14 protein-coding genes and 1 tRNA gene are annotated in these 17,771 nt (G+C 69.7%); 10 read left to right on the forward strand and 5 right to left on the reverse strand.

Features of this window, described 5'->3' with window-relative positions; translation table 11 throughout:
* The first annotated feature begins 27 nt into the window (after positions 1 to 27).
* From BQ8420_RS22550 to BQ8420_RS22565, 4 genes are all read left to right on the forward strand, one after another.
* The gene (locus tag BQ8420_RS22550; protein ID WP_087101163.1) at positions 28 to 1,677 is read left to right on the forward strand and encodes a benzoate-CoA ligase family protein; all 1,650 of its coding nucleotides are present in this window, start codon (positions 28 to 30) and stop codon (positions 1,675 to 1,677) included.
* Between the two features lie 112 nt (positions 1,678 to 1,789).
* Positions 1,790 to 4,174, forward strand: coding sequence for a bifunctional salicylyl-CoA 5-hydroxylase/oxidoreductase (locus BQ8420_RS22555; RefSeq protein WP_087101242.1), 2,385 nt, complete (start codon positions 1,790 to 1,792; stop codon positions 4,172 to 4,174).
* 24 nt (positions 4,175 to 4,198) lie between these two features.
* On the forward strand, positions 4,199 to 4,918 hold the full coding sequence (locus BQ8420_RS22560; RefSeq protein ID WP_369825530.1) for an alpha/beta hydrolase family protein: 720 nt from the start codon (positions 4,199 to 4,201) through the stop codon (positions 4,916 to 4,918).
* An 82-nt stretch (positions 4,919 to 5,000) separates the two neighbouring features.
* Positions 5,001 to 6,368 (forward strand): aromatic acid/H+ symport family MFS transporter, encoded by a 1,368-nt coding sequence (locus BQ8420_RS22565; RefSeq protein WP_235006427.1) that lies wholly within the window; start codon positions 5,001 to 5,003, stop codon positions 6,366 to 6,368.
* Between the two features lie 95 nt (positions 6,369 to 6,463).
* Here BQ8420_RS22565 and BQ8420_RS22570 read toward each other — a convergent pair whose 3' ends face one another.
* A complete protein-coding gene (locus BQ8420_RS22570) occupies positions 6,464 to 7,564 on the reverse strand; it encodes a M48 family metallopeptidase (protein ID WP_087101164.1) in 1,101 nt (366 codons plus the stop codon).
* 224 nt (positions 7,565 to 7,788) lie between these two features.
* On the opposite strand from BQ8420_RS22570, the gene nadD reads away from it, so the two are divergent.
* The 4 genes from nadD to BQ8420_RS22590 all read left to right on the forward strand — a co-directional run bounded on the left by nadD (position 7,789) and on the right by BQ8420_RS22590 (position 9,737).
* Positions 7,789 to 8,460: a nicotinate-nucleotide adenylyltransferase gene (gene nadD, locus BQ8420_RS22575; RefSeq protein ID WP_369825531.1), complete on the forward strand. Its 672-nt coding sequence runs from the start codon at positions 7,789 to 7,791 to the stop codon at positions 8,458 to 8,460.
* A gap of 60 nt (positions 8,461 to 8,520) precedes the next feature.
* Entirely contained in the window at positions 8,521 to 8,916 is a 396-nt protein-coding gene (rsfS, locus tag BQ8420_RS22580; RefSeq protein WP_087101165.1) for a ribosome silencing factor, read from the forward strand.
* Between the two features lie 47 nt (positions 8,917 to 8,963).
* On the forward strand, positions 8,964 to 9,587 hold the full coding sequence (locus tag BQ8420_RS22585) for a histidine phosphatase family protein (RefSeq protein WP_087101166.1): 624 nt from the start codon (positions 8,964 to 8,966) through the stop codon (positions 9,585 to 9,587).
* A 77-nt stretch (positions 9,588 to 9,664) separates the two neighbouring features.
* A tRNA-Ala gene (locus BQ8420_RS22590) sits at positions 9,665 to 9,737 on the forward strand.
* Positions 9,738 to 10,072: 335 nt separating this feature from the next.
* Here the strand turns inward: BQ8420_RS22590 and BQ8420_RS22595 are convergent.
* Both BQ8420_RS22595 and BQ8420_RS22600 read right to left on the reverse strand, forming a co-directional pair.
* Positions 10,073 to 11,161 carry a serine hydrolase gene (locus BQ8420_RS22595; RefSeq protein ID WP_369825532.1) on the reverse strand — a complete coding sequence of 363 codons (1,089 nt, stop codon included), beginning with the start codon at positions 11,159 to 11,161 and terminating at the stop codon, positions 10,073 to 10,075.
* Between the two features lie 198 nt (positions 11,162 to 11,359).
* Positions 11,360 to 12,532, reverse strand: a complete 1,173-nt coding sequence (locus BQ8420_RS22600; protein ID WP_087101167.1) for an epoxide hydrolase family protein — start codon at positions 12,530 to 12,532, stop codon at positions 11,360 to 11,362.
* 62 nt (positions 12,533 to 12,594) lie between these two features.
* Between BQ8420_RS22600 and BQ8420_RS22605 the strand changes: the two genes are divergently transcribed.
* On the forward strand, positions 12,595 to 13,551 hold the full coding sequence (locus tag BQ8420_RS22605) for a YafY family protein (protein ID WP_087101168.1): 957 nt from the start codon (positions 12,595 to 12,597) through the stop codon (positions 13,549 to 13,551).
* Here BQ8420_RS22605 and BQ8420_RS22610 read toward each other — a convergent pair.
* Together BQ8420_RS22610 and BQ8420_RS22615 are read right to left on the reverse strand one after the other, a co-directional pair.
* Positions 13,548 to 15,161 carry an alpha-amylase family glycosyl hydrolase gene (locus BQ8420_RS22610; protein WP_087101169.1) on the reverse strand — a complete coding sequence of 538 codons (1,614 nt, stop codon included), beginning with the start codon at positions 15,159 to 15,161 and terminating at the stop codon, positions 13,548 to 13,550. The genes BQ8420_RS22605 and BQ8420_RS22610 overlap by 4 nt on opposite strands.
* Before the next feature lie 32 nt (positions 15,162 to 15,193).
* Positions 15,194 to 16,213 (reverse strand): LacI family DNA-binding transcriptional regulator, encoded by a 1,020-nt coding sequence (locus BQ8420_RS22615; protein WP_200816053.1) that lies wholly within the window; start codon positions 16,211 to 16,213, stop codon positions 15,194 to 15,196.
* A gap of 222 nt (positions 16,214 to 16,435) precedes the next feature.
* On the opposite strand from BQ8420_RS22615, the gene BQ8420_RS22620 reads away from it, so the two are divergent.
* Complete coding sequence (locus tag BQ8420_RS22620; protein WP_087101171.1) at positions 16,436 to 17,743, forward strand: ABC transporter substrate-binding protein; 1,308 nt, start codon at positions 16,436 to 16,438, stop codon at positions 17,741 to 17,743.
* The last annotated feature ends 28 nt before the right edge of the window (positions 17,744 to 17,771 follow it).

The raw sequence follows: 17,771 nt of genomic DNA on the forward strand, positions 1-17,771 counted from the left end.
TCGCACCCCGTCCCCGGAGGTCCAGCAATGTCGCACTCTCCGTCGCCCGACCACCCGCTCCCACCGCCCCTGACCCCGAGCGCGTACGAGGACACCTTCACCCGCGACCACCTGCCGCCCCCGGAGCAGTGGCCGCTCCTCGAACCACTGGACGTGCCGGAACGGCTCAACTGCGCAGAGGAACTCCTGGACGGCACCATCACCCGCCACGGCGCCGACCGGCGCTGCGTCGTGGGCGAACACGAAACGCTCACCTACGGAGAGCTGCGGGACCGGGTGGACCGCATCGCCCACGTCCTGGTGGAGGAACGCGGACTGCGGCCGGGGGAGCGGGTACTGCTGCGTGGACCCAACGCGCCCTGGCTCGCCGCCTGCTGGCTGGCCGTGCTCAAGGCCGGAGGCGTGGTCGTCACCGTCCTTCCGGTGCTGCGCGCCGGTGAGCTCACCACCATCCTGCGCTCCGCCCGCGTCGCCCACGCGCTGTGCGACGCCCGTTTCCTGGACGATCTGACCGAGGCCTCCCGACAGGTGGGGGAGGACGCCCCCTCGACCCTGGTGTACGGGGGACCGGGCCCCGACGACCTCACCGAACGGGTGGACGCCCACCCCACCCCGTTCACCGCCGTGCGTACCGCCGCCGACGACGCCTGCATGGTCGCCTACACCTCCGGCACCACCGGCGACCCCAAGGGATGCGTGCACTTCCACCGCGACGTGCTCGCCATCGCCGACACCTATGCGGAGCAGGTGCTCAAGCCCGAACCCGAGGACCTGTTCGCGGGCAGCCCGCCCTTCGCGTTCACCTTCGGACTCGGCGGGCTGCTGATCTTCCCGCTCCGGGCCGGGGCCGCCACCGTGCTGCTGGAACGACCGCGCCCCGAAGCGCTGCTGGACGCCGTCACCGAACGCGGCGCCACGATCCTGTTCACCGCGCCCACCGCCTACCGGGCCATGGCGGCCGGTCGCGGCGACCGCGACCTGTCCACCCTGCGCCGGTGCGTGTCCGCCGGAGAACATCTGCCGGCCGCCACCTGGCAGGAGTGGTTCGAGGCCACCGGCGTGCGGCTGCTCGACGGTATCGGCGCCACCGAGATGCTGCACATCTTCATCTCCTCCACCGACGACCACATGCGCCCCGGTTCCACCGGCAGGCCCGTCCCCGGATTCACCGCCACGATCCTGGACGACAAGGGCACCCCCGTCCCCGATGGCGAACCCGGGCACCTGGCGGTCCGCGGTCCCGTCGGCTGCCGCTACCTGAACGACCCTCGCCAGAGCGAGTACGTCCGCCATGGTTGGAACCACACAGGGGACACCTACGTGCGCGACGAGGACGGCTACTTCTGGTACAAGGCGCGCAGCGACGACATGATCGTCTCCGCCGGCTACAACATCGCCCCCGCCGAGGTGGAGGAGGCACTGCTCACCTCCCCCGACGTCGAGGAGGCCGCGGTGGTGGGGGTGCGGGACCCCGAACGCGGCCTGGTCGCGCGGGCCTACGTGGTGCCGCGAGCGGGCCTGACCGCCGACACCGACCTGGCCGATCGCCTGCGCGAACACGTGCGCTCCCGCATCTCCCCGTACAAGACACCGCGCTCGGTGGTCTTCGTCGACGAACTGCCCCGAACCCCCACCGGCAAGCTCCAACGTTTCCGTCTGCGGGAGGGCGCCCTGTGACACCGAACGTGCGCGAACGCGCCCCGTGACGGTGGGGCGGCTCCTTCCCGACGGGCGGGGCGGAGCGCTCCCGATGGCACACCAGGACGTCAACGAACAGGAAGGCGGCGCGATGCGCATCGCGTGTATCGGTGCGGGACCCGCGGGACTGTACTTCGCGGCCCTGGCCCGACAGCTCGACGCCACCCACGACATCACCGTCTACGAACGCAACGCACCCGACGACACCTTCGGGTTCGGTGTGGTGCTCTCCGACGAGACCCTCGGTGGCATCGAACACGCCGACCCCCGGGTCTACGAGCGGCTCGCCGCGGAGTTCGCCCGTTGGGACGACATCGACGTCCACCACGACGGCACCGTCACCACCTCCGGCGGGCATGGGTTCGCCGCCATCGGCCGTCGCGCCCTCCTACAGATCCTGCGCGCCCGCTGCGCCGAACTCGGGGTGCGCGTCCACACCCGCACCGAGGCGCCGCCCGCCGCCGAACTCGCCGCCGAACACGACCTCGTGGTGGCCGCGGACGGCGCGAACAGCGTCACACGCTCCACCCACGCCGACGCATTCGGCACCACCCTCGAACCCCGTGCCAACCGGTTCATGTGGCTGGGCACCGACCTGGTCTTCGACGCGTTCAACTTCCACACCCTGCGCACCCCGCACGGGCTCATGCAGCTGCACTGCTACCCCTACTCGGCCGACGCCAGCACGTTCCTCGTCGAGATGGCCGAGGACGTCTGGCACGCCGCCGGATTCACCGACCGCGACCTCGCCCCGGGGGAGAGCGATCTCGACGCCATCGCCCGCTGCGAGAAGCTGTTCGCCGACGTCCTGGGCCCGCACCGCTTGGTGCCCAACAACTCCCGCTGGCAGCGTTTCACCACCGTCCGCAACCGCACCTGGCGCCACGGCAACATCGTCCTGCTCGGCGACGCCGCCCACACCGCGCACTTCTCCATCGGATCCGGCACCAAACTGGCCATGGAGGACGCCCTGGCGCTCGCCGCGTGCCTGCACGAACACACCGACGTGCCGAACGCCCTGGCCGCCTACGAGGACGAACGCCGAGCCGTGGTGACCAGCACCCAACGCGCCGCCCAGGCCAGCCTGGAGTGGTTCGAGGACATCCACCGCCACGTCGACGCCGACCCGCTGCCGTTCGCCTTCGACCTGCTGACCCGCAGCCGCCGAGTCACCTACGACAACCTGCGCCTGCGCGACCCGGAGTTCGTCGCCCGGGTCGACGACCGGTTCGCCCGCGAGGTCGCCCGGGAGATCGTCGGCGAGACGGTCCCCGACGAGGACACCCCCGACCTCCGACCGCCCATGTTCCACCCCTTCCGTCTGGGCCGGATGGAGCTGGACAACCGGGTCGTGGTCTCGGCCATGGACATGTACTCCTCCACCGACGGCACCCCCGGTGACTTCCACCTCGTCCACCTGGGCGGCAAGGCGCTCGGCGGCGCCGGCCTCGTCATGACCGAGATGGTGTGCGTGTCCGCCGACGCCCGCATCACCCCCGGCTGCGCCGGACTCTACGCGCCCGAACACGAAACCGCCTGGCGTCGCTTCACCGACTTCGCGCACACCCACAGCCGGGCCCGCGTCGGCGTGCAACTCGGACACGCCGGACGCAAGGGTTCCACCAAGCTGATGTGGGAGGGCATCGACCAGCCCCTGCCCGACGACAACTGGCCCCTGGTCTCCCCTTCGCCCCTGTCCTACCGGGAGGGCGTCAACCAGGTGCCCCGGGAACTGGACCGGGCCGCGATGGACGCCATCCGCGACGACTTCGTCGCCGCGACCCGGGCCGCCGACCGCGCCGGGTTCGACCTGCTCGAACTCCACTGCGCCCACGGCTACCTGCTGTCCTCGTTCCTGTCCCCGGTCACCAACCGGCGCACCGACGCCTACGGGGGCGACCTGGCCGGCCGACTCCGCTACCCCCTGGAGGTCCTCGCCGCCGTCCGCGCCGTCTGGCCCGACCACAAACCCCTCACCGTGCGCATCTCGGCCACCGACTGGGTCGAGGGCGGCACCAGCGGTGATGACGCGGTCGAGATCGCCCGTGCCCTCGTGGCGGCCGGAGCCGACGCCATCGACGTCTCCACCGGACAGGTCACCCCCGACGAGGAACCCGCGTTCGGTCGCAGCTACCAGGTTCCCTACGCCGAACGCGTCCGCCGCGAGCTCGGCGTCCCCGTCATCGCCGTGGGCGCCATCTCCTCCCACGACGACGTCAACTCCACCATCCTGGCCGGCCGCGCCGACCTGTGCGCCCTGGGCCGACCGCACCTGTACGACCCGCACTGGACCCTCCACGCCGCCGCCGAACAGGAGTACGCCGGCCCCGGTGTCACCTGGCCGATCCCGTTCCGGGCCGGCGACCGCAAACCCCCCACCGGCCGCACCGACGGGCCCCGGCCCCGACTCGAACTGCTACGTTCCAGCGACGACTCCACCCGGCACCGCCGGTGGCGTCCCCACAGCACGACCTAGTGCCGCGTCAGCCCCAGGGAGACCATGGTGTCGATCGCCTACGGTGACCACCCCAGCCAGATCGTCCACCGTCACGCGCCCCGACGGGACGACGGTCCCGCCCCGGTCGCGGTCCTGCTGCACGGCGGCTGGTGGCGGGACCTGCACGACGCGCACCTCATGGACCCCCTGGCCGAGGACCTGGCCGAGGCCGGCTGGGCCGTGTGGAACGTCGAGTACCGCCGCACCGGGGCCGACGGCGGTGGCTGGCCCCGGACCGTCGACGACGTCGCTCGTGCCCTGGACCTGATCGCCGCCACCGCCGACCGCGAAGGCGGGCTGGACACCTCACGTGTGGTGGCCATCGGACATTCCGCCGGTGGCCACCTGGGCCTCATGACCGCCGCCGACTCCCTCATCACCTCCGTGGTCGCCCTCGCACCCATCACCGACCTGCGCCGCTGCGCCGACGCCGGGCTGGGGGAGGACGCCGTCGCACCCTTCCTCGGCCCCGACCCCGCCCCGGAGCTGTACGCGGAAGCCTCGCCCCTGCACCGGCTGCCCATCGGAGTCCCACAACTGATCGTGCACGGCGCCGACGACCAACGCGTCCCCGTCGAACACAGCCGCGACTACACGGCCGCGGCCCGAGCCGCCGGCGACCGCGTGGACCACCACGAGATCGCCGGAGCCGACCACTTCGCCGTCATCGATCCCGCGCACACCGCCTGGCGCACCGTGCGTGCCACCCTCGGCACCGGCTGATCCACCACACCCGGCCGCCGGGGTCCCACAACGGCACAAGGGCGTGCCGACCCATCCCTCCCCCCGGAAGGCGGGCCTGCCCATGAGCTCCAGACGACCGAACCCCTCCACCTCCGATACACCCGGCACCCCTGACACACCCGGAGCGAACGGTCCGCCGGTGAGCCGGCACAAACGGCTGATCGTCGTGGCCATCTGCGCTTTCGCGATCATCCTCGACGGTTACGACCTGACCGTCTACGGCGCCGTCGTCCCCAGCATCCTCGAAGACCAGCAGTGGGGTCTCACCGAGACCCAGACCGGCACCCTCGGTGCCTACGCGCTCATCGGCATGCTGCTGGGAGCACTGCTCATCGGCACCATCACCGACCTCGTCGGCCGGCGCCGCATCATCATCGGCTGCGTCCTCTGGTTCTCCGTGGGCATGGTGCTCACCGCGTTCGCGCCCAGCCCCGAGGTCTTCGGACTGCTGCGCTTCCTCACCGGGCTGGGGCTGGGCGGTGTCATCCCCACCGCCATTGCCCTGACCATGGAGTACGCGGAGCCCGGCAAGAGGAACATGACCAACGCGTTGATGTTCAGCGGATACGCCATCGGCGGCATCTGCGCGGCCTTGGTGGCCATCCCGGTCCTGGCGATCTTCGAGTGGCAGACCATGTTCTGGATCGGTGCCCTGCCCGCCCTGATCCTGGTGCCGCTGGCCTACTTCGCCCTGCCCGAGTCGCCCGGTTACCTGCGGGCCCGAGGCAGGGAGGAAGAAGCCCGGGCCCTGGCCGCCCGGTACGGGGTCACCCTGGAGGAACCCGACACCGCCGCGCCGGCCGGGGAGAAACGCGGCGCCATGAGCAACGTCGGCGCACTCTTCGGTCGTCGTCTCCTCGCCGGCACCCTGCTGTTCTGGGTCGCCAACGGCATGGGTCTGTTGCTGGTCTACGGGCTCAACACCTGGCTGGCCGGGATCATGTTCTCCGCCGGTTTCCCGCTGGGATCCTCATTGACGTTCCTGCTGGTGCTGAACGCCGGAGCCATCATCGGGGCACCCGCCGGCGGCGCGCTCGCCGACCGGTTCGGATCACGGCCGGTGGTCACCACCATGTTCGTCATCGCGATGACCTGCATCCTGGCGATGAGCCTGGAACCGCCCACCGCGCTGCTGTACGTGTTCGTCGCCCTGGCCGGTGCCTGCACGATCGGGACCACGATCCTGGTCAACTCCTACACCGGCAACTTCTACCCGGCGGCCCTGCGCGCCACCGGGCTCGGCTGGGCGCTGGCCATCGGCCGGATCGGTGCCATCATCGGCCCCATCTACGGTGGCCTGGTGATGGCCTCCGGGATGGGCATCGCGGTCAACTTCTACGCGTTCGCACTGCCCGCGCTGATCGGCGCCATCGCCGTGCTGGTGGTTCCCAGGTCCAAGGCGGCGTCGCCGCGGACCGGGGGCGTCTGACCCGCCGGCACGACGAACGGCGGGGGAGGAGAAGCCGGACGCACAGGTCCCGCTCTCCACCCCCGCCGTTACCCGAGACCGCGTGCCGGCCGAGATCAGTTGCCGTTCGAGCTGTTCGAATCGTTCGAGCCGTTCGAGGTGCCCGGACCGGAGTCGCCCTGGTCACCCGCCTGGTTCCCGCCGTTCCGCCAGCGGTCCGCCATCGAGTCGAAGATGCGGCCGCCCGCGCGCCCGGCCCCACCGGCCACCCCGCGCAGGGTGCTGACCAGCGGGTCGCTGGTGCGGTTCCACTCCTCCCGGTAGGACCTGGCGGCGTTGCCGGCCTCCTCGGAGACACTGGCGTCGCGGTCGGTGGAACGACGGGGGTACTCGCCGTCGACGATGCGCTGGTACCCGCCGCTCTCCACCCACCGGTGCAGCTCGGCCACCCGGACCACCGCGAAGGGATGCGTGGTCGGGATGGTGGTCATCAGCTTCAGTACGCTGTCCACGGCGTCGCCGCCGCCCTCGTACTCGCGGGCCTGCTCCAGGAACGCGTCGGGGTTCATCTGGGACAGGTTGGAACCACCGGCGAGCTTCATCAGGGCACGCTTGGCGGCGTCCGGGTTCTGGCAGGCGAGCAGTCCGGCCCGGTCACTGGACAGCTCGGACTTGCGCTGCCACTCCCGCAGCCCCGCCATGATCGCCTGGATGGCGATGGCGCCCAACGGGATCCACATGATCTTGGTGGACAGCCACACCAGCAACAACAGCAACGTGCGGTAGATGGTGTGGCCGCTGAGCACGTGCCCGACCTCGTGCCCGATGACGAACCGCTTCTCCTCGGCGTCGAACAGGTCGAACAGGCCGGTCGTCATGACGATGAACGGCTTCTTGCGGCCGATCGCCATGGCGTTGGGCTGGGGGTCCATCTTGACGTAGAGCTCGGGCACCTCGTCCAGGTCCAGGACGTAGGCGGCGTCGCGCAGGTAGTCGTGCAGTTCGGGGAACTGGGTCGGGCTGACCCGCACGGCGCTGGAAAGGAACATCAGGCGCAGGGAGCGTTCGTTGATCCGCCCGAACACGGACTTGACGAGGGTGTCGAAACCGGTCAAGGACCGCAGCGCGACCAGGGCACCACGATCGGCGGGGTGCTCGTAGGCACGCGGGGAGATATCGGTGAGCCGGGCGCGGACACGGTCTGGTGAGTTGGCCATATCGGCATGCTATGCGTCACGATGCGGCTTGGCCACGGTTTTGGCCAAACGAGATATGACGTGTTTTGGTCCGTCCTTCACGACCTGCGGGGAAGGATGCGGGCGCACGCCTTGTTCGAGCAGTTCAAGGCGGCGACAGCACGGCACGCCCCCACCTTCCGATGCCTCGGGTCGGCTAACCTCAGATGGCCGAAAGCGGCAAATAGGGCAGTGACCACGGCGAAATGGAGCGCACAGTGACGGAACAGGCCACCGGCGCCTCCCACCAGGGCGAACCCGCGCTGAGACCGAGACGAGCCGGCGCGGTCCCGACCAAGGTCGGAATCATGGGCGGCACCTTCGACCCCATCCACCATGGCCACCTCGTGGCCGCCAGTGAGGTCGCCCACCTCTTCGGCCTCGACGAGGTCGTCTTCGTCCCCACCGGGCAACCCTGGCAGAAGGATCCGGACAAGGTCACTCCGTCCGAGGACCGTTACCTCATGACGGTCATCGCCACGGCCGAAAACCCCCAGTTCCGGGTCGACCGCGTCGAGATCGACCGCTCCGGTCCCACCTACACCATCGACACCCTCCGCCAGATGCGCGCCACCTACGGGCCCGACGTGGAGCTGTACTTCATCACCGGAGCCGACGCCCTCGGCGCCATCCTCAGCTGGCACAACGTCGATGAACTCTTCGACCTCGCGCATTTCGTAGGCTGTAACCGGCCCGGACACCGTCTCAGCGACACCGGCCTCCCCGAAGGCAAGGTCTCCCTGGTGGAGGTACCCGCGCTCGCCATCTCCTCCACCGAGTGCCGCGAACGCGTCCGCAAGGGCGAACCCGTCTGGTATCTGGTACCCGAGGGCATCGTCCGCTACATCAACAAGACCGGGCTCTACCTGGAGCCATGAGGCGACGGACCGTAACCGTCGCCGGTCGACACCCGATCAAGTGAAGGCAGCAATCACAACGTGACAGCCACCGACAGGGCAGTGGAACTCGTCCAGGTCGCCGCAGAGGCCGCCTCCGACAAGCTCGGCCAAGAGATCATCGCCTACGACGTCAGCGAACAACTCATCATCACCGACGCGTTCGTGCTGTGCTCGGCGCCCAACGACCGCCAGGTCCGCGCCATCGTCGACGAGGTCGAGGACCAGCTGCGCATCAAGTCCGGCGCCAAGCCCGTCCGACGTGAAGGCGAACGCGACGGCCGCTGGGTCCTGCTGGACTACGCCGACATCATCGTCCATGTCCAGCACGAGGAGGAGCGCGGTTTCTACGGGCTCGAACGGCTCTGGAAGGACTGCCCGGAGATCGAGCTTCCCGAAGGCTCGCGCGGAGCCGAACGCACCCCGCTGGACGAGTAGAAGGCCCACGCGGCCGCACCGGTCGCCGGACAAGAGAGACACACCACGTGAGTGACACCCCTCGTGTGCTGTTCTGGCGGCACGGACGTACCGCCTGGAACGTCGAGAAACGCTTCCAGGGGCAGACCGACATCGACCTCGACCCGGTCGGCCACGCCCAGGCCGAACGGGCCGGTCGGCTGCTCGCCACGCTGAACCCCGACCTCATCGTCGCTTCCGACCTCAAACGCGCCGCCGACACCGCCGGATACCTCGGACGCGCCAGTGGGCTCCCGGTGGAATACGACAAGGGCCTACGCGAACGCTACGGCGGATCCTGGGAAGGGCACACCGCGGCGGAACTCGCCGAACGCTGGCCCGCCGAACATCCCACCATGGACATCCCCGACGGGGAGGCCATCGCCGACGTCGGCGACCGCATGCGCGCCGCCATCGACCGCGGGCTCGCCAAGACCCCCGCCGGCGGTCTCCTCGTCATGGTCAGCCACGGGGCCGCCCTCCGCGTCGGGATCGCCCGCATGCTCGACGTTCCCGATGAACGCCGTGAACTCCTCGGACCGCTCAGCAACTGCTGCTGGTCCGTTCTCCAGGCCCGCGGCCACACCTGGCGCCTCATGGAACACAACGCCGCCAGCCTCCCCGAACCCGTCGTCCTCAGCGACGACGCCTGATTCCGTTTCGACGAACAGCCGATCATCCGCTAAAGTTCAGGGAGTCGACAGGGCGTGAGCCCCGGCGACTCCCACAAGGGGCTATGGCGCAGTCGGTAGCGCGCCTCCATGGCATGGAGGAGGTCTGGGGTTCGAATCCCCATAGCTCCACAAGACTCAGGGCGATCCTGCTCGGTGGCCTTCGGCCGCCTCGCCGGGTCGCCTTTGTCGTTTCTTCTGGGGGGCGACCCCCAGACCCCCGAGACTCAGGGCGATCCTGCTCGGTGGCCTTCGGCCGCCTCGCCGGGTCGCCTTTGTCGTTTCTTCTGGGGGGCGACCCCCAGACCCCCGAGACTCAGGGCGATCCTGCTCGGTGGCCTTCGGCCGCCTCGCCGGGTCGCCTTTGTCGTTTCTTCTGGGGGGCGACCCCCAGCCCCCGGTGGGCCCGCATGGTCGGTTGCTGCGCAACCTTTCCGTGCGGGCCTTGTTTTTTCGGGGGAGAGGGCTCACGGCGCCCGCCAGGCGTTCAGGAATCCGGCCAGGTACTGGAAGGGGACCGCGGCCCCCTTGGTCTGGTCGATGGTCCCGGCCAGGTGCAGATCCAGTTCGGGGCAGTGGAACAGCCAGGTCCCGGTACCGCCGGCGTGGCCGACGAGGGTGAGGGGTGCTCGCCCACCGGTCATGAGCCGGTGCACGTTGAAGTACATGGTGCCCAGCCCGTAGTGGATCATCGGGAGGTTGCGCAGCCGGTTGCGGCGTTCGGTGAGCGGGCGTGGGTCGTCCAGGAGCCTTCCGTCGAGCAGCGCCCGTTGGAAGGTGATCAGGTCACCGGTGGTGCTGTACAGGTCGTTGCTGGACGCGAGCAGGGCGGGGAGTTCGACTCGGCGCTGTCTCGTGTGCAGCGGGGACGTCCCTGGAGGTGGTGAGCCGGGCGGGCGGGTGCCCTTCAGGTCCAGGGGGCCGAGGATCCGCTCGGTGAGTAGAGCACCGAAAGAACGGCCGGTCGCCCGCTCCAGGACACGGATGAGCAGCTGGAAACCGGTGTCGGAGTAACGGGCCTTCTGCCGCGCGGTGGAGAGGTCCTGGGGTGGGAAGTACGGCCGCTGCTGTTCGCGGGTGGTGCGCAGGGTGTCCTCGAAGGTCCAGCCGATGTCCCGCCCGGCCACGAGGTGCTCGTTCAGACTGCGCCCCTCACGGCGTTTCTCGAAGTGGTCGGGCAGCCCCGAGGTGTGGCTCGCCAGGTGCCGCAGCGTGATGGCGGGCGTGTGGTCGACCCCGTCGAGGACGTGGACCTCGGCGACCTCGGGCAGGTAGACGGTGAACGGCGTGTCCAGGTCGAGTTCGCCGCGCTCGTGGGCCTGGAGGACCAGCGTGACGATGAAGCGTTTGGTGACGCTCGCGACGAAGAACGGGGTCTCGGGTCGTAAGCCGAGATCGTCCGGGCCTCGCGCGGCCGCCCAGTGGTGGCCGCGGCCGGTGACGGCGACGCAGGAGTGGTGTACGTCGCCACGGCCCACGAGCCGTTCCAACAGGCGCCGCATCCGCGCGTCGAGGTCGGCGGGGACGTGGTTGTCGGGGGAAGGGGTCGTGATCACGTCGTCGTCTCCAGTGCCGTCGGCACCTCGTTCGGTTCTTCGCGGTGGGAGTCCAATGAGCTCCCCGCTCCGTTCGAAGGGCGGTCGGTCGGTGCAGAACGGCCCGCTGAGGAAGCGGTCAGGATATTGCGCGTAGGCGCGGTGCCGAGCGAAGGGCCCGTGGCCGGACCCGGCCACGGGTCACGAGGCTCGTCGGGCCTACTTCAGGTCGCGGAAGAAGGCGCGGAGGTCGCCGACCAACAGGTTCGGCTTCTCCATGGACAGGAAGTGGCCGCCCTCGTCGAGTTCGGTCCAGCGCACCACGTCGTGGTCGCGTTCGGCCCAGCGTCGTACGGTCACGTCGTGGGCCGACAGCAGCACTCCGGTCGGCACCCTCTTGGCCCCGGCGCCGCTTTCGTCGGCGTCCCAGGCCTCTGAATCGCCCCAGTCGCTCGCCGACATCTCCTCGTAGTAGATCTGCGCGGCCGAGGCGGCGGTACCGGTCAGCCAGTACAGGGACACACAGGTGAGCATCCGGTCGCGGTCCAGGCTCTCCTCGGGCAGCCCTTCCTCCGGCATCGAGAGCTCTTTGAACTTCTCCACCATCCAGGCCAGCTGCCCCACCGGTGAGTCGGTCAGGCCGTAGGCCACCGTCTGCGGGCGCTTGGCGTTGCACTGGAGGTAACCGTCGTTGTGGTCCTGCATGGAGTCCCACCGCCGCTGGTCCGGCTCGGACAGGCCCTTTGTCTCCTCGTCGCCGTACGGGAAGGTGATCATCCCGTTGACGTGCACACCGAGGACCCGCTCGGGGGCCTGTTCACCGATGGTCGGCGCCACCCACGCACCCGTGTCGTAACCATGGACGGCGAAGTGCTCGTACCCGAGGCGGGCCATCAGTTCGAGGAAGATCCCGCCCATCCGGGAGGCGTTCATCCCCGGGCCCGCCAACGGGATCGAGAAGCCGAAACCCGGCAGGGACGGGATCACCAGGTGGAAGGCGTCCGCGGGGTCGCCGCCGTGGGCCCGCGGGTCGGTGAGCGGTCCGATGACGTCCAGGAAGTCGGTCACGGCGCCCGGCCAACCGTGCAGCAACAACAGCGGTGTGGCCTCCGCTTCGGGTGAGCGCACGTGCAGGAAGTGCACGTTCTGTCCGTCGACTTCGGTGGTGAACTGCGGGTGCGCGTTGAGTTCGGTCTCGGCGGCCCGCCAGTCGTGACGGGTGCGCCAGTACTCGGCCAGCTCCTTGAGGTAATCGACCGGGACCCCGCGGTCCCAGCCGACTCCGGGCAGTTCGAAGGGCCAACGGGTACCCGCCAACCGGGACCGGAGATCGATCAGCTGTTCCTCGGGGACGTCGACGCGGAAGGGACTGATCTTCTGTGGGTTCGTCATGGCGCACACGCTAGGAACCACTTAGGTCGGGATCGGTCCTCACCGCACGCGAGAATGTGGGCATGGCGGAAACGACCTCCGCGAGGCTGCTCGCGCTCCTCGCCCTGTTGCAGACCCACCGGGACCGGTCCGGTGCCGACCTGGCCGAACGTCTCGACGTCACCACACGCACCGTGCGCCGGGACGTGGACCGGCTGCGTGGACTCGGCTATCCGGTCCACGCCACCCAGGGCGCCGCCGGATACCGGTTGGGTCCCGGCGCGGCCATGCCGCCCCTGTTGCTCGACGACGAGGAGGCCGTCGCGGTGGTCGTGGGTCTGCGTACGGCGGGATCGGTGGGCGGGATCGAGGAAGCCTCGGGGCGGGCGCTGGCCAAGTTGGAACAGGTGCTGCCCTCACGACTGCGGCAGCGGGTGCACACCCTGCACGGCGCCACCGTGAGGGCCGGGGTCGAGCCCGGCCCGACGGTCTCCGCCGACACGCTGATGGCGGTCGCCGAGGCCTGCCGCCGCCGCGAGGTGCTGCGCGTGGACTACACCGGGGCGCACGGGGACACGTCGGTCCGTCGGGTGGAACCGCACAGTCTGGTCAGTTTCGGCGACCGCTGGTACCTGGTCGCCTTCGACCTCGACCGGGAGGACTGGCGCGGTTTCCGGGTGGACCGCCTCACCCCGCGCGCCCCCACCGGCCCCCGGTTCACTCCTCGGGTGCCTCCGCGGGGGGACGCGGCCGCCTATCTGTCGCATCGACTGTCCGCACAGACCTGGCCCTACCGTGCGGTGGTCCGCCTGCACGAGACGGCCGAACGCGTGGCCGACCGCGTCTGGCCCGGCATGGGCGTCGTGGAGGCCGTGGACGAGGGTTCCTGCCTGCTGCACCTGGGCGCGGAGACCCCGCACGACCTGGTCTGGATGGTCACCTCGACGCACACCGACTTCACCCTGGTGGAGGGTCCCGAGGGCCTGGCCGAGGCCTTCCGAGACCAGGCCCGCCGCTGCGCCGCCGCCGTCGATCCCTAGACGTCGCCCAACCACACGGCGGCGTCGGCGGGGAGTTCGGTCGCCACGTCGGTACTGGACAGCAGCACCTTCCCGCGCGGCAGCCGCACCGGCTCGGGACCGGTGTTCACCAGCACCAGTACCTCGCCCCGGCGGAACGCGATCACCGGGCCCCGGTTCAGGGCGTCGTCCCACACCAGGACCTCGTCGCCCGAGAAGGCCCGACGCAGCCGCAGCGCGTTCCGGTACAGCCACAGCGTCGAACCCCGGTCCTCCTCCTGTGCCTGGGCCGCGTACTCACCCCACCATTCGGGCTGGGGGAGCCAGGAACCTCCCGGGCCGAACCCGAACGAGGTGCCCTCCCGGGTCCAGGGCAGGGGGACCCGACAACCGTCCCGACCCTTGTCGGTGTGCCCGCTGCCCCGCCATCGGGGGTCCTCCAACGCGTCGCTCGGCAGGTCGGCGACCTCCGGCAACCCCAGCTCCTCACCCTGGTAGACGTAGGCCGACCCCGGCAGGGCGAGCGTGAGCAGCGTCAACGCACGGGCGCGGGCCCGGCCCAAGGCGTGATCGGGTTCGGGGTCACGGCCGTCGGACAGCAGCCAGCGGCGCGGGTCGGTGCCCGCGGGCAATCCCAGCGAGGAGGGTTTGCGCACCACGTCGTGGTTGCCGGTCACCCAGGTGGGGACGGTGCCCACCCTCGCGGCGTCGGCGATGGAGGAGGCGATCACCCGTCGGTAGGCGTCCGCGTCCCAGGGGGCCATGAGGTACTCGAAGTTGAACGCCTGGTCGAGCTCGTCGGGTCGGGTGTAGCGCACCCGCCGATCCCCGGGCAGCCACACCTCGGCGACGGTCGTGCGCGGCGGGTCGTAGTCGGACAGCACCCTGTTCCAATCCCGGTACACCTCGTGCACCTCGGGCCGGTCCAGGAAGGGGTGATCGGGGTTGGCGGCGATGTCCTCGAATCGGCCACCGTCCACCAGGATCAGGTCGCGCAGCGGTTCCAGGTCCTTGACCAGCGCGTAGGCCACGTCGATGCGGAAACCGTCCACGCCGCGATCGCTCCAGAACCGCAGGACCTCCCGGAACTCCGCACGGACCCGCTCGTCGTCCCAGTTCAGGTCCGGTTGCTCGGGGGCGAACATGTGCAGGTACCACTGCCCGTCCGGCACCCGGGTCCACGCGGGCCCACCGAAGGTGGAACGCCAGTTCGTGGGCGGCTCGGCACCCTCGGGTCCGCGTCCGTCCCGGAATACGTACAGGTCCCGCTCGGGTGCGTCGGGGGAGGCCAGCGCGGCCCGGAACCACGGGTGCTCCTCGGAGGTGTGGTTGGGCACGATGTCGATCATCACCCGCAGGTCGCGGGCGTGCGCCGCCTCGACCATGGTGTCGAAGTCGGCGAGCGTGCCGAGCAGGGGGTCGACGTCGCGGAAGTCGGACACGTCGTAGCCACCGTCGGCCCAGGGCGAACGGTAGAACGGCGACAGCCAGATCCCGTCGGCGCCCAGTTCCGCCACGTGGTCCAGGCGGTCGGTGATTCCGCGCAGGTCGCCCACCCCGTCACCGTCGGAGTCGGCGAGGCTGCGGGGGTAGACCTGGTAGAGGACGGCATCGCGCCACCACGGTCGCATGTTCTCTCCTTCGGGCATGGTCGGTCGTCGGCTCAGGACGGTCCCTGGCGTCGGTGCGGGGCCGAGGTGGACTGTCGGAGGATGAGCCGGGTGGGCATCTCCACGTGTCGGTCCGGTGGGGCCTCGCCGGAGAGGATGTCCACGGTGAGGTCGGCCGCGGCCGTTCCGATCGCGCGGGGCGACTGGTCGACCGTGGTCAGGTCCAGGATCGCGGCGGCCTCGTGGTTGTCGAAACCCATGAGCGAGATCGACCCGGGTACCGGGATACCGGACCGGCGCAGCGTGCGGTGCGCACCCATGGCGATGTCGTCGAACTCGGCGAGGACGGCGGTGGGGGGACGGTGGTCGGAGAGGAGCTCGCCCATGGCGAGTTCGCCACCTCGGTGGCCGGGTGTGCTCAACACGCTCCACTCGTCGAGTCCGGCTTCGACCATCGCGCCTTGGAAACCCTCCAACCGGTCCCGTGAGCTCAGGCTGCGCCACGAACCGGCCTCGGAACCGATGAAGGCCACTCGGGTGTGACCGAGGTTGAGCAGGTGGCGCGTGGCCTTGGCGGCCCCCTGCCGGTCGTCGATGAACACCCCGGCCCGCTCCGGAAGACGCTGCCCGGTGAGGACGAGGGGTACGCCGATGTCGTCCAGGTGCCGGCACTCCTCGGCCGACAGGTCCATGGACACGGTGATGACCGCGTCGCAGTTGCGTCGCAGCGGCAGCGAACGTGTCCAACCGCGCTGTCCGCGCTGCTCGCCCACCTGGTAGACGAGCATGTCCAGGCCCGCTCGTTGTAGGCCGTCGCTGATGCCGGCCAGGACCGATCCGAAGAACCACGGTTGCAGGAACGGAACGATCACCGCCACCCTGCCGGTGCGCCCGGTGACCAGACCGGAGGCGTTGCGCGAGACCACGTAGGACAGTTCGTCGGCCGCGTTGCGCACACGTTCGCGGACGGCGGGGGCGACCCCCGGTACGCCGCGCATCACACGGGACACCGTGGACAGTGAGACCCCTGCGCGACGTGCGACGTCCCGCATGCTCGGCGGGTGTTTGCTCATGCCTCCACGGTAAGAGTGATCACCCGCATATGGCAACGTTTTCAACAGATTCACCAGCAATATCATCGCTATCGCCACGCTTGATGCAGAAGCTTCGAGGATTTCTGTTGACTAGGTCACATAGTCGATGGCATCGTTTTCAAACAACCGAACCGGGCGTTGTCCCGATCCCTCGACGCTGTGCCTCACGCTCTCCCGTGGAGGCGCGCAAAGGAGAGAGGCATGTCAGCACTTCCATGGCACCGGCGGCACTCATGGCGCGCGGGTGGTGCCGTCCTCGCGACCCTGGTCCTCACCCTGGCCACCGCCTGCGGAGAACCTCCCGGTCAGGAATCCGACGCCGAGGGTGAGAGCGCCGGTCTGACCGACGATCCCCAGTTCGTGTGGGCGGTCACCGGCGCCGACCGGCACATCCACGAGGACGTGGCCCGCCTGTGGAACGAGAACAACCCCGAGCAGCAGGTCGAGGTGTTCTTCCTCGCCCCCACCGCCGACGAACAGCGGCAGGCCATGTTCCAGGACCTGCAGGCCCAGGCCGGCGAGTTCGACGTGCTCGGTCTGGACGTCATCTGGACCGGGGAGTTCGCCGACTTCGGCTACGTCGAGAGCCTGGAGGACATGCGCGGCGACATCGAGGACGTGAGCCTGCCCGGCGCCATCGACAGCTCCCAGTGGAAACAGGAGCTCTACGCCCTGCCCTACTCCTCCAATGGAGCCTTCCTCTACTACCGCACCGACCTCATCGACGAGCCGCCCACCACCTGGGACGAGCTCTACGAGACCGGGATGGAAGCCGCCGAGGAGGAGGGCATCTCACCCTTCGTCGGCCAGGGCGACCAGTACGAGGGCTTCGTCGTCACCTACCTGGAGATGTTCTGGTCCGCGGGCGGCGAACTCTTCGACGAATCCCAGGAGAACTCCACGTTCCTGGAGGGCGACGCCGCCCAGACCGCCCTGGACTTCATGGTCGAGGGGCAGGAGAACGGCTTCTTCGCCGAGGGCTTCGACTCCATGGTCGAGGACGACGCCCGTGCCCTCTTCCAGTCGGGCGAGGCCGTCTACATGCGCAACTGGCCCTACGCCGTCCCGCTCCTGGAAGGCGAGGAGGACGAGGAGAGCGCCGTCGCCGGAGACTTCGCGGTGGCACCGCTGCCCACCTTCACCGGTGAGGGCAGCACCAGTGCCCTGGGCGGACTCAACAACGCCGTCAGCAGCCTCAGCGAGAACAAGGAGCTGGCGAGCGAGTTCGTGCTCTGGGCCGCCACCGACCCCGAGGCGCAGGCCATCCTCGCCGACAACAGCCTCCCGCCGACCATGCTCAGCGCCTATGAGGAGGCCGACGACCCCAACTTCGAGATGCTCGGCGACATCCTCGCCGAAGCGCACGCACGCCCGCCGGTGCCCGGGTACAACTCGTTGTCCCTGGAGATCCAGGACAACCTGCACCCGGCCTTCCTCGGCCAGGAGGACGCGGACAGCGCCCTGCAGGCCGTGGACACCGCCGCCGACGACTCGCTCGACGGGGAGTAGAGGCGCGATGTCCGATTCCACGGATCTC

The organism is Nocardiopsis sp. JB363, assembly GCF_900143625.1.
Taxonomy (GTDB): Bacteria; Actinomycetota; Actinomycetes; order Streptosporangiales; family Streptosporangiaceae; genus Nocardiopsis.

What these genes read in the sequence shown, in the direction of transcription:
- BQ8420_RS22550 (WP_087101163.1), top strand. Translation starts at nt 28, where the DNA reads ATGTCGCACTCTCCGTCGCCCGACCACCCGCTCCCACCGCCCCTGACC.
- BQ8420_RS22555 (WP_087101242.1), top strand. Translation starts at nt 1,790, where the DNA reads ATGCGCATCGCGTGTATCGGTGCGGGACCCGCGGGACTGTACTTCGCG.
- BQ8420_RS22560 (WP_369825530.1), top strand. Translation starts at nt 4,199, where the DNA reads ATGGTGTCGATCGCCTACGGTGACCACCCCAGCCAGATCGTCCACCGT.
- BQ8420_RS22565 (WP_235006427.1), top strand. Translation starts at nt 5,001, where the DNA reads ATGAGCTCCAGACGACCGAACCCCTCCACCTCCGATACACCCGGCACC.
- BQ8420_RS22570 (WP_087101164.1), bottom strand. Translation starts at nt 7,564, where the DNA reads ATGGCCAACTCACCAGACCGTGTCCGCGCCCGGCTCACCGATATCTCC.
- nadD (WP_369825531.1), top strand. Translation starts at nt 7,789, where the DNA reads ATGGAGCGCACAGTGACGGAACAGGCCACCGGCGCCTCCCACCAGGGC.
- BQ8420_RS22600 (WP_087101167.1), bottom strand. Translation starts at nt 12,532, where the DNA reads ATGACGAACCCACAGAAGATCAGTCCCTTCCGCGTCGACGTCCCCGAG.
- BQ8420_RS22605 (WP_087101168.1), top strand. Translation starts at nt 12,595, where the DNA reads ATGGCGGAAACGACCTCCGCGAGGCTGCTCGCGCTCCTCGCCCTGTTG.
- BQ8420_RS22610 (WP_087101169.1), bottom strand. Translation starts at nt 15,161, where the DNA reads ATGCGACCGTGGTGGCGCGATGCCGTCCTCTACCAGGTCTACCCCCGC.
- BQ8420_RS22615 (WP_200816053.1), bottom strand. Translation starts at nt 16,213, where the DNA reads ATGAGCAAACACCCGCCGAGCATGCGGGACGTCGCACGTCGCGCAGGG.
- BQ8420_RS22620 (WP_087101171.1), top strand. Translation starts at nt 16,436, where the DNA reads ATGTCAGCACTTCCATGGCACCGGCGGCACTCATGGCGCGCGGGTGGT.